The following is a 14,403-nucleotide window of genomic DNA, read 5'->3' on the forward strand; positions in this document are numbered from 1 at the left end:
AAAACGCGTCGGGAACTGGGCGTCGAACGCATGCGACGCTGCGGCCAAACTGCCTAAGTAATCCAAATTGCTTGCTTTCCTGACCCGCTTGGTATGTTCTTCCAATCAGCGATTCAGTGCGAGGGGAGGCACTTTTGCATCTAGCGCCGAATTGAAGCTAAAACCACGTTTGACAGGCCTTCGGGAGGAGACCGGTCAAACACCAATAAATCGACAAGACAAAAAACTCGGAGGAGAACATATGGAACGTCGTAAATTTCTGAAAGGCGCCGCGCTTGGTGCCGGTGCAGCTGCACTGGCGACCCCGGCGATTGCCCAGGGTGGCAAGCAGCTGACTATCGTGTCGACATGGCCGCGGGACTTCCCAGGTCTGGGTATCTCGGCTCAACGCCTTGCAGCCCGTATCGCCCAACTGGGCAATGGTGCATTCAACGTTGAATACTTCGCCGCTGGCGAACGCGTTGGCGCATTCGACAGCTTTGACGAAGTTGCCTCGGGCAACTCGCAAGCCTACATCGCGGCTGACTACTACTGGGTCGGCAAGCATCCGGCGTTCGCCTACTTCACCTCCGTGCCGTTTGGCATGACCACGGTTGAATGGAACGCTTGGATCAAATTCGCTGGCGGCCAAGCGCTCTGGGACAAAGTCTCGGGCGAGTTCGGCCTCAAGGCCTTCACGTGTGGCGCAACCGGCACCCAGGCCGGCGGCTGGTTCAACAAGGAAATCGAATCGCCGGATGATTTCAAAGGTCTGAAAATGCGTATTCCAGGTCTTGGCGGCAACGTGCTGTCGAAACTGGGCGCATCGACCGTGTCGCTTCCGGGTGGCCAAATCTACGAAAACCTGGTTTCGGGCGCCATCGACGCAACCGAATGGGTCGGCCCCTACAACGATTACTTCATGAAGTTCTACGAAGCCGCCAAATACTACTATACCGGCGGTATGCACGAGCCGGGCGGCGGCCTTGCCTTCGGCATGAACAAGTCGTTCTACGAAGGCCTGAGCGATTACGAGAAAGCCGTGATTGAAGCAGCTTGCATGGAAGAGCACGGCGCAGCGTTCGAAGAGAACATGGCTCTGAATGGTCAGTACCTGAAGAAACTGGTCGACGAGCAGGGCGTCACGGTCAAAAACTTCAACGACGACGTCTGGGACGGCTTCGGTGAAGCGGCTGCAGAAGTGTTCGAGGAAACCCGCGACCACTCGGCGCTGGCGACGGAGGTCGATGACCACTTCCAGGCTTCGCTACGTGAAATTGGTGGCACAATGGCGCTGTTCGAAGGCACCTTCGTGAACCAGCGTAACCGGGTGCTTGGCCTGATCTGATCAGCCGATCATATTATTGCGAAATGAGGGGCGGGGCTGTGGCCCCGCTCCTTTCAACACTCAGAGCAGTTTTCGGAGCAACCCACAACAAAGCTTTTCGTTTGGCCGGTGGTCGCAGAACACCACGGGCGATACCAAACGCTTTCAGGGGGAGAACGGGCAAAACAGCCCGGCCTGGGATCGAAAAGACAGCGAGGGGGAATAATGTCAGCTACAGCGACGAATCTTGGAATCGAGCGCGAGGGGCTCCCGGCCCGACTATCGCGCATCGTCGGTTGGACGATGCTTGGCCTGCTAACGGCCTTCCTGATCAACAATGTGCTGGTGGTCGGCTATGGCTTTGGCGGTTTGCGCGCCGGCACCGCGGGCGGCATGGGCTTCTGGGTTCCGGTGGCGATCTACGGCGCGATGATCGCAGCCGCAGTCCTTTATGTCCTGAGCACCCCGACACAAGCCTTGCGCTGGGACGCCATGCGCATCCATGATTTCAACGTCTTCTTCATACGTTTCTTGTTCTGGGCGGTTCTCCTGGTCGGCATCGCCGATTGCACCGTGGCTCTTATGCGGGTCGAAAAAATTCTTCTGGACACCATCGGCGATGACGGCATGCGCAACCTGGGCAAGGCCAGCTGGGTCGCCACCCGCATCCACTTCCCGCTCATCGGCGTGGCCTTCGTGGTGGCGCTCTTCACCCGCACGCTGGGCTTTCTCTGGCTCGCCCTTCTGATCGTCGCCGCTGAGCTGATGATCGTGATCTCGCGCTTCGTCTTCTCCTACGAACAGGCGCTGATGGGTGACCTGGTGCGCTACTGGTACGCGGCGCTCTTCCTCTTTGCCTCGGCCTATACATTGTTCGAAGACGGCCACGTCCGCGTTGACGTGCTCTATGCCGGGTTCGGCACCTCCAAGCGGGGTTTCGTCAATGCGTTCGGCGCAATCGCCTTCGGGATGAGCACCTGCTGGGTCATCATCATCCTCGGCTTCAACGGCAAACAGTCGATGATCAACAGCCCGGTGATGAACTTCGAAGTCAGCCAGCAAGGCAGCGTCGGCATGTTCGTCAAATACCAGATGGCCCTGTTCCTGGGCCTTTTTGCAATCACCATGCTGATCCAGTTCGTCAGCTATTTCTTTGAAGCCGTAGCTGACCGCCGTGGCGAACCAGGCCACCGCGAGGCCGCGGCCTCGGCGGCGCACTAAGGAGAGATTGAACTCATGGAACTTTTCTTTCTCGCCCTTCTCGTCGTCATCATGGCCGGTGCCCTTGGCTCGGGCTACCCGGTGGCCTTCGCCCTTCCGGGCGCAGCGATCATCACCATCGTTCTGGCCGGTCTGTCGGGCTACCTCTTTACCGGGTCGGCGGATGCCTTCTTCCACTCCGGCGGACCACAGCAATGGCTCTCTGCCGGTACCCTGAACCTTCGAGGGGTCTATTGGGAGGTCGAGAGGGATACGCTCATTGCGATTCCACTTTTCATCTTCATGGGCATCATGCTGCAGCGCTCCAAGATCGCCGAAGACCTTCTGGTCACCATGGCAAAGCTCTTTGGCCCGGTGCCGGGTGGCTTGGGCATTTCGGTCGTCTTTGTGGGCGCCCTTCTGGCTGCCACCACCGGCATCGTTGGCGCAACCGTTGTCGCCATGGGTCTGATCTCGCTGCCCGCGATGCTGCGCAACAACTACTCGCCGTCGCTGGCGACCGGCACAATTGCCGCCTCCGGCACGCTCGGGCAGATCATTCCACCCTCGATCGTGCTCATCATCCTGGCTGACCAATTGGCCAGCGCCACCGACCAGGCCGGCACTGCCCGTAAGGCCTTGCACAAGTCATCAACCGGTGAGCTTAGCATGCCCTCGTCCTTCGACGTGGCCTCGACCTCGGCGGGTGAAATGTTCCTCGGCGCCTTTGTCCCCGGCATCCTGCTGGTACTGCTCTACATGGCCTACATCCTGATCTACGCCCTGATCAATCCGAAGGCCGCTCCGGCGGTCCACGCCAAAGGCGAGAGCACTTTTGATCGCAAGTTCTGGGGTCAGGTTTTCCTGACCCTGGTGCCGCCGCTGACGCTGATCTTCTTGGTTCTGGGTTCGATCATCACCGGCGTCGCAACCGTGAACCAGGCCGGCGCCATTGGTGCCGCCGGTGCGCTGATCATGGCCGGTTATCGGCTCTATGAAGGCAACAAGAAACTGACCTACGTTCCGGCACTTCTGGCGCTCGCGTCGTTGGGAGTCATGGCTTTCTTGATCAAGAATTTTGACATGAACCTGAAATCCGCCTCCTCTGCCGAAGACTGGATGGGCATAACCGTCGGCGTCATAGCCGCAAGCGTCCTGATGTTCTCGTTGATCTGGAGCGGATGGCGAGTGCTTCGGATCGAAAGAACCATGCACGGGGTCATGCTGGAAACCGCGAAAACCACTTCATTGGTGTTCATCATCCTTCTCGGCGCCGCGATGCTAACCGCCGCTTTCCGCGCCTTTGGGGGCGAGGAACTGGTCCGCGAATTCCTCAACGGCCTGCCCGGCGGCTTCTGGACCCAGTTTGTCATCGTCATGGCGGTGATCTTCATCCTGGGCTTCTTCCTCGACTTCATCGAGATCGCCGTGGTCGTGGTGCCAATCGTCGCCCCGATCCTGTTGATGGATCCCAGCGCCAACATCACCGCGGTGTGGCTGGGCGTCATGATCGGTCTGAACATCCAGACCTCGTTCCTGACCCCACCCTTCGGGTTTGCGCTGTTCTACTTGCGAGGTGTCGCTCCGTCTTCGGTGAAGACGACCCAGATGTACAAGGGCGTGATCGCCTTCATCACGCTGCAACTCCTGGCGCTGGGCATCGTGGGCGCCTACCCGCCGCTGGTGAACTACCTGCCGAACCGGGTTTCGCTGCTGTCGGAAACCGCCCCGCCCCCGGTGAACCCCAAGCTGCAATACTGCATCGAAGAGTATACCGGCACGCAACTGGCGTCGGGCGCTGATCCCAAAAGGGCCATCGATCGTATTCGCGCGCTCGATATCTCAACTCTACCCAAAGACCTGCAAAAGGACCTGACCAAGGGCTACGACAACGCCGACAAGGCACTCGAGAACTTGGCCATTGCATTCGAATCCGAGCAAAAGGTCATCGCCGCCTCTGACGAGTACCGCCCGTTGCAACGCACGGTGCGCAAGATCGAAAAGGACGTGCGCAAGCTCGAAGAGGAAGCCGATGAGCTCAAGAAGTTCTTCACGCGCCTCAACAGTGAAGAGACAGCGGCACGCCGTGCCCGTCTCGAGGCCGAGCGCGAAGAACTTCTGGTCGAGGCCAAACACCTGTTGGAGACCATCCCGGAAAACTGGGACGAGGCACACAAAACCTTCGCCGAGCTGACCACCGCCGAACAGAAGGCCCGGCAAATGTATCGCCGTCAGGTCGATGGTGCATGGGAAGCCCCCAGCGTGGTGCTTGCGGTTCTGGCCGACAACGAGGCTTTCAACGCGCTTGAAGGCGAGCTGACCCAAATGCGCGGCTACATCGAGACCGTAGCCGAAGGTGACGAATCCGCCGAAGACACGCTCAAGGCTCTCGAGGCCAAGTTCGGTGCCGTCGAAGGTGCGGGCGACGTCAAAAAGGCGCTCGGCAAAGCGCGCCGCGCCCTCAAGCCCAAGAAGTTCGACCGCGAGAAGGCGCTCAAGGAGTTCGACAAGTCGACCGCCGAGTTCGCCGAGCAGAAAGCCTGGCGCGCCGAGGCAGCCGGCCTGGCACCCGATCTTCAAGCCTATCTCGAAGACATTCGCGGCACGCTCGGCATCCGCTCGCAACGGCGGCTGGATCGCGATCAGGCGCTTTACATGGCGTCCTGCAATGCCAAACACCGCGACATTTCGCTGAATTTCTGATCCGCTCAACAGAACCTGAAAGGCCCCGGCTCTGCCCGGGGCCTTTTTCGTTAGACCCTTTGCCGCGCCGACCCCACGGGGTAGGGTGCCGCCGAACCAAAGGGGCCGCCCGTGGCACAGATCAACCTCAAACAGCTCGAAGCCTTCGTTCAGGTCGCTGACCTCGCCAGCTTCCGTCGTGCCGCCGAGAAGCTTAACACCACCCAGCCCAATATCTCGGCCCGCATTTCCGGGCTTGAAACCCAATTGGGCCAGCGGCTTTTTGTCCGCGATGCCGGTTCCGTGCGTCCGACCCCGCACGGGACTGCTCTCCTACCCAAGGCCCGCGCGGTTCTGCGTGGCATGGATGATTTCCTGGTGGCCGCGGGCGAGGATCACCTGTTCGACGGCATTCTCCGCCTCGGCGTGACCGAGATGATCGTCCACACCTGGCTGGGCCAATTCCTGACCGCTATGAAGAACCGATTTCCCAATATCGACGTCGACCTGACCGTCGATGTCTCGGCCAATCTTTCGCCCCCGCTTTTCGGCCGCGCCATCGACCTCACTTTTCAAAGCGGCCCATTCGACCGGCAGGCCTCTGGGATGGAACCCCTGGGCGATTTCCCTTTCATCTGGGTCGCTGCGCCGGATCACGGCTTTGGCGACAAGGTCCTGTCGCTCAGCCACCTGTCCCGATACCCGGTGCTGACCCACGCGCGTGGCACCCTGCCGCACCAGCAACTCCTCGATCACGTCGCCGGCTCCCCCACTGCCGTCTCGGTTCGCGTTGTGCCATCAACCAACCTCGCCGCCTGCCTGCAGATGACCCGCGACGGGTTCGGCGTCGCCTGCCTGCCTGCCGCCATCGTGGAGTCCGATCTTGAACGTGGCCACCTGAGTCAGCTGCGCTACCTCTGGGTCCCCGACGCACTCAGCTTCCATGCCCGCTTTGATGCTGACACAACCCCGGCTTACGTAGGCGAGGCCGCAAAACTGGCGCGGGATATATCCCTTGCCCACGCCGGAGATCATAAATAATTTCTATTCAATCAATCCAAACGAATAATTGGATTTGATTTATTGGCCCACCTACACTCCCTCCAAGTTATCTCCTCGGAAGGATAGGCAGGATGAGCAAGACACAGGTCCGTTTGGGCGTCGACATTGGCGGCACCTTCACCGACGTGGTTCTGGAAACCGGCAATGACCGCTTCTCGACCAAGGTTCTGACCACCTATTCAGCACCGGAAGACGCCATCATCGACGGTCTGCACCAGGTCTGCGCCAAGTCCGGTGTGCTCGCCTCGAACATCGGTCAGATCATCCATGGCACCACGCTGGCCACCAACGCGCTGATCGAACGGCGCGGCGCCAAAGCCGCCCTGATCACCACCCAGGGTTTCCGCGACGTGATCGAAATGCGGTCCGAAAGCCGGTTCGAACAATACGACCTGAACCTCACCCTTCCCGAGCCGCTTCTGCCCCGCAACCGCCGCTATACCCTGTCCGAACGGATGGACGCCCGCGGAAACGTGCTGATCCCTCTGGACCGCGCCGAGGTCGAGGCCCTGGCCGACACCCTCGCCGCCGCCGACTACACCTCGATCGCCATCGGTTTGCTGCATTCCTATGCCAACGACGCCCATGAACGCATGATAGCCGAGGTGCTGGCCGCAAGACTTCCAAACGCGATGATCTCGCTTAGTTCCGAAGTCAGCCCGCAAATGCGCGAATACGAGCGGTTCAACACCACCATTGCCAACGCCTACATCAAGCCGCTGATGAAATCCTACCTTGGTCGCCTGAAAGACCGCCTCGCCACCGAAGGCGCCGCTTGCCCGGTCTTCCTAATGCATTCCGGCGGTGGCATCATGAGCCTCGAGAGCGCCGCCGAGTTTCCCGTCCGGCTGGTGGAATCCGGCCCTGCCGGCGGCGCGATCTTTGCTGCCGACATCGCCGCACGCCATGGCCTCGACAAGGTGCTCAGCTTCGACATGGGCGGCACCACGGCCAAGATTTGCCTGATCAAGGACCAAACCCCGAAAACAGCCCGTGTGTTCGAAGTCGCCCGCACCTACCGCTTCAAGAAAGGCTCGGGCATGCCGATCTCGATCCCTGTCATCGACATGGTTGAAATTGGCGCGGGCGGCGGTTCGCTGGCGCACGTGGACGCCATGAACCAGATCCGCGTCGGCCCCGAAAGCGCAGGCAGCGAACCCGGTCCCGCTTGCTATGGCCGTGGCGGCGACAAGCCCGCCGTAACCGATGCCGACCTTGTTTTGGGCAAACTCGACCCCAAAAGTTTTGCCGGTGGCTCAATTCCGCTTCACCCATACAGTTCCGCCGCAGCATTGGAAACCGTCATCGGCCAACGTCTCGACATGGACGCCACCGAAGCCGCCTGGGGGCTGGCCGAGGTGGTTGATGAAAACATGGCCAACGCCGCCCGTGTCCATGCCGTCGAAAATGGCGAGGACCTCAGCAATTACACCATGATCGCCTTCGGTGGAGCCGCCCCCCTGCACGCCGCCCGCCTTTGTGAAAAACTTGGCGTCGCCCGCTGCCTTGTCCCCACCGGCGCCGGTGTAGGCTCGGCCATCGGCTTCCTGCGCGCTCCGTTCAGCTTTGAATCCAACCGCTCGGTCTTCATGCGCCTCAGCGACTTCGACCCGGCCAAAGTTCGCGCCCTCTTCGCCGAAATGGAAGACGAGGCCACCCGGTTCGTGCGCTCCTGCGACGCCGACGCGACGATTCGCTCGGACCACAAGGTGTACATGCGCTACTCGGGGCAAGGTTGGGAAATCCCCATCGACCTGACGGCCGAGCAATCCGCCAACCCGGATGCCGATACGTTCCTGTCCCTCTTCGAAAAGGACTACGAAACCCTCTTCGGGCGCGCGGTCGAGGGCATGGAGGTCGAAATCACCGTCTGGTCGGTCAATGCCTTCACCGACCCCGACGCCAGCGGCGCCCTTACCCCCCTGCCAGCCACACAGCAGCCCACGAGTGGCGGCACCCGCAACCTCTTCGACCCGGCCCTCGGCCAACGCGTCGACGCCGCCATCATCCAACGTGACACCATGCAACCCGGCGCGCTCGCCCACGGCCCCGCCGTCGTCACCGAGGACGAAACCACCATCATCGTGCCCTCCAGTCGCGAGGTGATCGCCCATACCGATGGCACCCTGGACATTCGCCCGACCAGCCAAGGAGACGCCCAATGAGTGACCACAGCAAAGTCGCCTATCAGGTCATGTGGAACCGCTTGATCTCGGTCGTCGAGGAGCAGGCCCAGGCCCTTGTCCGCACCGCCTTCTCCACATCGGTACGCGAGGCCGGGGACCTCTCCGCCGGGGTCTATAATGCCAAGGGCGAAATGCTCGCCCAGGCCGTCACGGGCACCCCCGGCCACGTCAACGCCATGGCTGACGCGGTGGGCCACTTCATCCGCCGCATCGGACGGCAAAACATGTTCCCCGGCGATGTCTACATCACCAATGACCCGTGGGAGGGCACCGGCCACAAGCATGACATCACCGTCGTCACCCCCTCTTTCCTTGACGGCAAACTCATCGGTTTCTTCGCCTGCACCGCCCACGTCACCGACATCGGCGGACGCGGCTTCGGCGCCGACGCCAACGATGTGCACGAGGAAGGCCTCTACATCCCGATCATGAAATTCGCCGAAAGGGGCGAGGTCGACCGCACCCTCATGTCGCTGATCCGTGGCAACGTCCGCGAACCCGATCAGCTTGTCGGCGACATCTACGCGCTCGCCACCTGTAACGAAATCGGCCACCGCCGCCTGATCGACATGATGCGAGAGTTCGCATTGCCCGACCTCTCGGGTATCTCAGACTTCATCCTGACCAACTCGCGGCAGGCCACGCTGGAACGGATCAACGCCCTGAACCCCGGCAAGGCCAAGGGCCACATGCGCATCGACGGCTATAGCGCGCCCATCGACCTGCATGTCGAACTCACCATAGAAAAAGACCGTATCGTCTCCGACTGGGAAGGCACCTCCGGCCTCGACAAGAAGGGCATCAACGTGCCGCTGGTCTATACCAAGGCCTACGCCTGCTACGCCCTGAAATGCGCCATCGCGCCGGAAATCCCCAACAACGCCGCCTCGCTCGCGCCGTTCGAAACCGTCGCCCCGGAAAACTCCATCGTCAACGCGGTGTTCCCGGCCCCCGTGGCCCTTCGCCACGTGATCGGCCACATGGTGCCTGACACGGTCTACAACGCGCTGGATCAACTATTGCCCGACACCGTTCCGGCCGAGGGCGCAGGCTGTCTCTGCAACTTCCAACTGTCGCTCCGCCCCCGCATGGACGCCTCAGCCCCTGCCGATGCCCGCCGGGCCGAGGTTCTGACCTTCAATTCCGGCGGTTCCGGCGCGCGCCCCACGCTGGACGGCATGAACGCCACCGCCTTCCCCTCAGGCGTGATGACCATGCCGGTCGAGGCCACGGAACAGGTCGGCCCGGTCATCATCTGGCGCAAGGAACTCCGCCCCGACAGTGGCGGCGCGGGCCAACATCGCGGCGGTCTCGGCCAACACATGGAGGTCGGCGCTCGAATCGGTCACGAATTCGACTTCTCTGCCATGCTCGACCGCGTCAATCACCCCGCCCTTGGCCGTCGTGGCGGCGAACCCGGCGGGGCCACCACGATCGCACGCAGCGACGGCACGACCATGCAAGGCAAGGGCCGCCAATTCGTTCCCGACGGCGAAAAGGTCATCATGGGATTCCCCGGCGGTGCGGGCTATGGCGACCCTGCGGACCGTGACCCGGAACAGGTCAAACGCGATCTTGCACTCGGTTACATCACGCCGGAACATGCAGCCCAACACTATGGCCTGTCCGATGCGGATATCGCCGAAACGCTGGAGCGTGCAAACAAGGGAGAGGACTTCTGATGGCAAAAGGCGGCATGGCGACAACGCCAACAAAATCATCCTATGACGTGGTCATCATCGGCGGTGCGATCATGGGGTCCTCGACCGCGTGGTTCCTCTCGGACAACCCCGATTTCAACGGCTCGGTGCTGGTGATCGAAAAGGATCCAAGTTACGAGTTTTGCTCGACGGCCCACACCAATTCCTGCATCCGGCTGCAGTTTTCGAACGAGCTCAACGTCCGTATCTCGCAATTCGCAGCCGATTTCATCAAGAACCTACGTGAGCGTATGGGCGGCGACGAACGTGTCCCCAACCAGACGATACAGAACTACGGCTACTTGTACCTCGCCGACAACGATACCTTCGCCAACGTCCTGCGTGACAACCAAAAGGTGCAACTCAAAGCCGGGGCAGAAACCGAGCTCCTCACCGCCGACGAAATCAAATCCCGCTACCCGTTCTACGACGTTGACGACATTGTCCTCGGTTCGATCAACACCAAGGACGAAGGATACTGGGACGGCGGCAACGTCTTTGAATGGTTCCGCCGCTCGGCCCGTGAACGCGGCGTCGAATACGTGGCGAACGAAGTCACCGCCATCACCCGCAACGGCAACCGCATCGCCAGCGTTACCCTCGCCTCGGGCGAGGTCATCTCCTGCGGTCAACTGGTCAATGCCTCGGGCCCCCGCGCCGCGCGCACGGCCAAAATGGCCGGCCTCGACATCCCCGTCGAACCCCGCAAGCGGTTCACCTGGATTTTCAGCGCCGAACAGCCGCTTGATCAGGAGTTGCCGCTCACCATCGACCCCTCCGGAGTGCATTTCCGCCAGGACGGGCCGAAAACCTATCTCGCCGGATGCCCCGCCGACCCCGACCCGGCGGTGGAGTTCGATGACTTCCACATGGATCACAACCGCTGGCAGGATCACGTCTGGCCGATCATCGCCACCCGTATTCCCCAGTTCGAGGCGATCAAGGTGGTCACCGAATGGGCCGGGCACTACGCCTTCAACACGCTGGATCAAAACGCCGTTCTTGGCCCGCATAACGAGGTCGAGAATTTCATCTTCCAAAACGGCTTCTCCGGCCACGGGCTGCAACAATCCCCCGCCATGGGCCGCGGCACCGCCGAATGGCTGACCTATGGCGAATTCCGCAGCCTCGATCTCACGCCGTTCCGCTATGACCGGATCGTCTCGAACACCCCGCTGATCGAAAAGGCCGTGATATGAACCTGCCTGCCAATCCATTCCTCGCGGCGATCCGTGCAGGCAAACCCCAGATCGGCCTCTGGTGCAGCCTCGGCAACGCGTTCTCGGCAGAAATCATCGCCGGGGCGGGCTATGACTGGGTGCTGATCGACATGGAGCATTCCCCGAACGATCTGGCCAGCGTCACCGCCCAGCTTCAGGTCTTTGCATCCTTCGATACGACACCCATCGTCCGTCCCGACTGGAACGATGCGGTCAAGGTCAAGCGCCTGCTTGATGCCGGTGCCCCCGGCCTCCTTTTCCCCATGGTGCAATCCGTGGACGAGGCGCAATCCGCCGTCGCTGCCACCCGCTACCCGCCACGCGGCATTCGCGGCGTCGCAGGCACCACCCGCGCCAACCAATTTGGCCGCATTCCCGACTATTTTCTCCGGATCGAAGAGGAAACCGCTGTCCTGATCCAGGCCGAAACCCTTACCGCACTGGCCCAAGCCGAGGCAATGGCCGACATTGACGGCGTCGACGGCGTCTTCTTCGGCCCCGCCGACATCGCCGCCGACATGGGCCTTCTGGGCCAACCGATGCATGACGACGTCTGGGCCGCCATCCTTCCCGCCGCCCAACGCCTGATCGACAAAGGCATCCCCGTCGGCACGCTGGTCATGGACCCCATCTTCGCCAAAAACCTCCTGGCAGAGGGTTTCACCTTTGTTGCCTGCGGCTCTGATGCGGGTCTACTCGCCCGAAGCAGCGACGCCCTTCTCGCTTCCATGAAAGACTGATCCATGAAGAAACTTGTGCTCACCGGCGCCGCTGGCCGCCTTGGTTCCTATCTGCGCGAACCGCTTTCCAAACTGGCTGATGAACTGGTCTCTTCCGACATCGCCGACGACATCGGCGCGCTCTACCCCGGCGAATCCTATGTCCGTGCCGATCTTGCCGATTTCGACGCCATCAACGCACTCCTTGATGGCGCTGACATGGTCGTCCACTTCGGTGCTGTCCCCGACGAGGCTCCCTTCGAGACCATCCTCGGTCCCAACATCGTCGGGGCCTACAACATCTGGGAATCCGCCCACCGTCAGGGTGTGCGCCGTGTGGTCTATGCCAGCTCGATCCACGCCGTCGGCATGCACCCAAAACAGGACTTCATCGGCACCGACGCGCCGCATCGCCCCGACACCTTCTACGGCCTTGCCAAATGTTTCACCGAAGACTTGGGTCGCATGTACTGGGACAAGAATGGCCTTGAGTCGGTGCACCTGCGCATCCTCTCCTGCGCCCAGGTTACCAGCCCCCGCGCGCTCGGCTCATGGCTCAGTTACGATGACCTGATCCAGCTTGTCACCCGCGCCATCGACACCCCGACCACCGGCTTCACCGTGGCCTATGGCGTATCGAACAATGACCGCGCCCCGGTGGACAATTCCGGCGCCAGGCACCTCGGCTATCGCCCTCGCGACAACGCTGAACAATTCGCCGCCGAAATCCTCGCCAATGCCGATCCGGGCGATCCCGCCGACCCGGCCCAGATGTATCACGGCGGTCCCTTCGCTTCGGTCGAATTGGGCCAAAGCGGTCAGGCCACGATGAAAATCGTCGACGACCGCAAGAAAACCTGAAACACGCAGAACTGCGCCGATCACCCGGTCGGTGCAGTCTCCTTCATGCTCTCGCGTTCCGAGAACACGGCATACCAGTCGTCCAGCGCATCATTACCCTTGCGCCAACCCCGTGCATCATGTCGGAAATCCAGATAGCCCAGCGCACAGGCTATGGCGATCTGCGCCATGTCCAGCGGCCCGTTCAGATGGCTCATCCAACGGTCGTTTACTGCCTTTACGGCGTTGGCCACCTTGCCCCACTGCGCCTCGATCCACTCTTCGGATCTGTGCTCCGGTGGCCGCAAGCGGCTCTCATAGGTGACCAGAACGGCAGCATCCATGATCGCATCCGCCGTCGCCTCAAGCGTCAACACCTCCCAGATCCGCGCATCCGGATAAAGCCCGCCCCCGGCCCGGTCATTCAGAAACCGGGTGATCACCCGGCTGTCATAGACCGCCGGCCCATCCGACCGGATCAGCGCCGGAATCTTGCCCGTGGGATTGGCCGCCCGCGCCTCATCGGCCACGGCAGTGGGTGCGGTCTGCACCGGTGCTAACTCTACGTCCTCCTGCTGTCCGGTTTCGATCAGCATGGCACGAACCTTGCGCACGAAAGGCGAAGCGGGGGAATAGATGAGCTGCATGGGCGCACTCCTTCTTGGGATGTCAGACGGGAACGCGATCAGCCTAGGTCGCGCCGAAACCCCTGTCCATGATCCATGTCCATTTCATCACGAATTCGGCGGATTACGCATCATCGCCGCCAACAGCTTCACTTCCTGCCCCATCCCCTGCGCCGCGATATGATCGGCGGCCCCATGCCGCGCTGCATCCGGCTTGTTTTGCGCCAGCTTCCAGGTGCTGTCGACCCGCTCGATTGCAAACCGAAACGGCGCAATCATCCGCATCAGCCTGGCCTTGGCTTCCGCATCCATCTTGTCCAGCAGCCATGGCGGCTTGGGAGTCAACTGCGCCTCAAAATGCGCCGCCAGCCGCTCCAACATTCCTTGCAGCTCGTCCTGCGGTCTCGGCGCCAGCACCCCCGTCAGATGAATGGCAACATAGTTCCACGTCGGCACCTGATCCTCGATCCCGTACCAGTCCGGCGAGATATACCCGTGCGGGCCCTGCACAGCGATCCGCGCCGCTGCCCCCTCCTTCACCACCCGCGCAATCGGGTTCGAGCGCACAAGATGCAGCTCTGCAAACGCCCCGGATGCGTCCACAAGGAACGGCACATGTGACAGCATCGGCGCCTCACCCGCAACCGATACGGCCAACATGCCAAACCCCCACTCCCGTACCAATGCCAGGTCTTCATCATGTCGTTCGGGTCGAAAAGCTAGGTTGGGGTGCATCGTGACTGTCCTGTTCCTGTCCGGCTGCCATTCGCCGAAAACCAGTGCAAAATGTCAACCTGCTCGCGCGGCTTCTGCCCACACTGATGACGCGTGCGCCGATCAAGGCCAAGCCGCCCTATGTCCT

The 14,403-nt window shown here is 61.4% G+C and carries 11 protein-coding genes; 9 read left to right on the forward strand and 2 right to left on the reverse strand.

The genetic code is table 11. The annotated features are described in order from the left end of the window. Positions 1 to 241 precede the first annotated feature (241 nt). The 9 genes from RXV86_RS09680 to RXV86_RS09720 all read left to right on the forward strand — a co-directional run bounded on the left by RXV86_RS09680 (position 242) and on the right by RXV86_RS09720 (position 12,936). A complete protein-coding gene (locus RXV86_RS09680; RefSeq protein ID WP_316299293.1) occupies positions 242 to 1,327 on the forward strand; it encodes a TRAP transporter substrate-binding protein in 1,086 nt (361 codons plus the stop codon). A gap of 204 nt (positions 1,328 to 1,531) precedes the next feature. Then, positions 1,532 to 2,527 carry a TRAP transporter small permease subunit gene (locus RXV86_RS09685; RefSeq protein ID WP_316299294.1) on the forward strand — a complete coding sequence of 332 codons (996 nt, stop codon included), beginning with the start codon at positions 1,532 to 1,534 and terminating at the stop codon, positions 2,525 to 2,527. A gap of 15 nt (positions 2,528 to 2,542) precedes the next feature. Beyond that, a complete protein-coding gene (locus RXV86_RS09690) occupies positions 2,543 to 5,209 on the forward strand; it encodes a TRAP transporter large permease subunit (protein ID WP_316299295.1) in 2,667 nt (888 codons plus the stop codon). Between the two features lie 111 nt (positions 5,210 to 5,320). Then, a complete protein-coding gene (locus tag RXV86_RS09695) occupies positions 5,321 to 6,229 on the forward strand; it encodes a LysR family transcriptional regulator (RefSeq protein WP_316299296.1) in 909 nt (302 codons plus the stop codon). A 92-nt stretch (positions 6,230 to 6,321) separates the two neighbouring features. After that, positions 6,322 to 8,415 (forward strand): hydantoinase/oxoprolinase family protein, encoded by a 2,094-nt coding sequence (locus RXV86_RS09700; RefSeq protein WP_316299297.1) that lies wholly within the window; start codon positions 6,322 to 6,324, stop codon positions 8,413 to 8,415. Next, positions 8,412 to 10,118, forward strand: a complete 1,707-nt coding sequence (locus RXV86_RS09705; RefSeq protein WP_316299298.1) for a hydantoinase B/oxoprolinase family protein — start codon at positions 8,412 to 8,414, stop codon at positions 10,116 to 10,118. Before RXV86_RS09700 ends, RXV86_RS09705 begins: the two co-directional genes overlap by 4 nt. After that, on the forward strand, positions 10,118 to 11,335 hold the full coding sequence (locus RXV86_RS09710; protein WP_316299299.1) for an FAD-binding oxidoreductase: 1,218 nt from the start codon (positions 10,118 to 10,120) through the stop codon (positions 11,333 to 11,335). The genes RXV86_RS09705 and RXV86_RS09710 overlap by 1 nt, the downstream gene beginning before the upstream one ends. Beyond that, complete coding sequence (locus tag RXV86_RS09715) at positions 11,332 to 12,096, forward strand: aldolase/citrate lyase family protein (RefSeq protein WP_316299300.1); 765 nt, start codon at positions 11,332 to 11,334, stop codon at positions 12,094 to 12,096. Before RXV86_RS09710 ends, RXV86_RS09715 begins: the two co-directional genes overlap by 4 nt. 3 nt (positions 12,097 to 12,099) lie before the next feature. Further along, on the forward strand, positions 12,100 to 12,936 hold the full coding sequence (locus RXV86_RS09720; protein WP_316299301.1) for an NAD(P)-dependent oxidoreductase: 837 nt from the start codon (positions 12,100 to 12,102) through the stop codon (positions 12,934 to 12,936). A gap of 20 nt (positions 12,937 to 12,956) precedes the next feature. On the opposite strand, the gene RXV86_RS09725 is transcribed toward RXV86_RS09720, so the two are convergent. Further along, positions 12,957 to 13,562, reverse strand: coding sequence for a glutathione S-transferase (locus RXV86_RS09725; RefSeq protein WP_316299302.1), 606 nt, complete (start codon positions 13,560 to 13,562; stop codon positions 12,957 to 12,959). 87 nt (positions 13,563 to 13,649) lie between these two features. Beyond that, a complete protein-coding gene (locus tag RXV86_RS09730; RefSeq protein ID WP_316299303.1) occupies positions 13,650 to 14,276 on the reverse strand; it encodes an FMN-binding negative transcriptional regulator in 627 nt (208 codons plus the stop codon). Positions 14,277 to 14,403 lie beyond the last annotated feature (127 nt).

Origin of the sequence: Aliisedimentitalea sp. MJ-SS2 (assembly GCF_032586155.1) — a bacterium.
Lineage (GTDB): Bacteria > Pseudomonadota > Alphaproteobacteria > Rhodobacterales > Rhodobacteraceae > JAWHTC01.

Coding starts and splice junctions, on each gene's coding strand:
- RXV86_RS09710 (WP_316299299.1), top strand. CDS start 10,118: ATGGCAAAAGGCGGCATGGCGACAACGCCAACAAAATCATCCTATGAC.
- RXV86_RS09715 (WP_316299300.1), top strand. CDS start 11,332: ATGAACCTGCCTGCCAATCCATTCCTCGCGGCGATCCGTGCAGGCAAA.
- RXV86_RS09730 (WP_316299303.1), bottom strand. CDS start 14,276: ATGCACCCCAACCTAGCTTTTCGACCCGAACGACATGATGAAGACCTG.
- RXV86_RS09720 (WP_316299301.1), top strand. CDS start 12,100: ATGAAGAAACTTGTGCTCACCGGCGCCGCTGGCCGCCTTGGTTCCTAT.
- RXV86_RS09700 (WP_316299297.1), top strand. CDS start 6,322: ATGAGCAAGACACAGGTCCGTTTGGGCGTCGACATTGGCGGCACCTTC.
- RXV86_RS09690 (WP_316299295.1), top strand. CDS start 2,543: ATGGAACTTTTCTTTCTCGCCCTTCTCGTCGTCATCATGGCCGGTGCC.
- RXV86_RS09725 (WP_316299302.1), bottom strand. CDS start 13,562: ATGCAGCTCATCTATTCCCCCGCTTCGCCTTTCGTGCGCAAGGTTCGT.
- RXV86_RS09705 (WP_316299298.1), top strand. CDS start 8,412: ATGAGTGACCACAGCAAAGTCGCCTATCAGGTCATGTGGAACCGCTTG.
- RXV86_RS09685 (WP_316299294.1), top strand. CDS start 1,532: ATGTCAGCTACAGCGACGAATCTTGGAATCGAGCGCGAGGGGCTCCCG.
- RXV86_RS09680 (WP_316299293.1), top strand. CDS start 242: ATGGAACGTCGTAAATTTCTGAAAGGCGCCGCGCTTGGTGCCGGTGCA.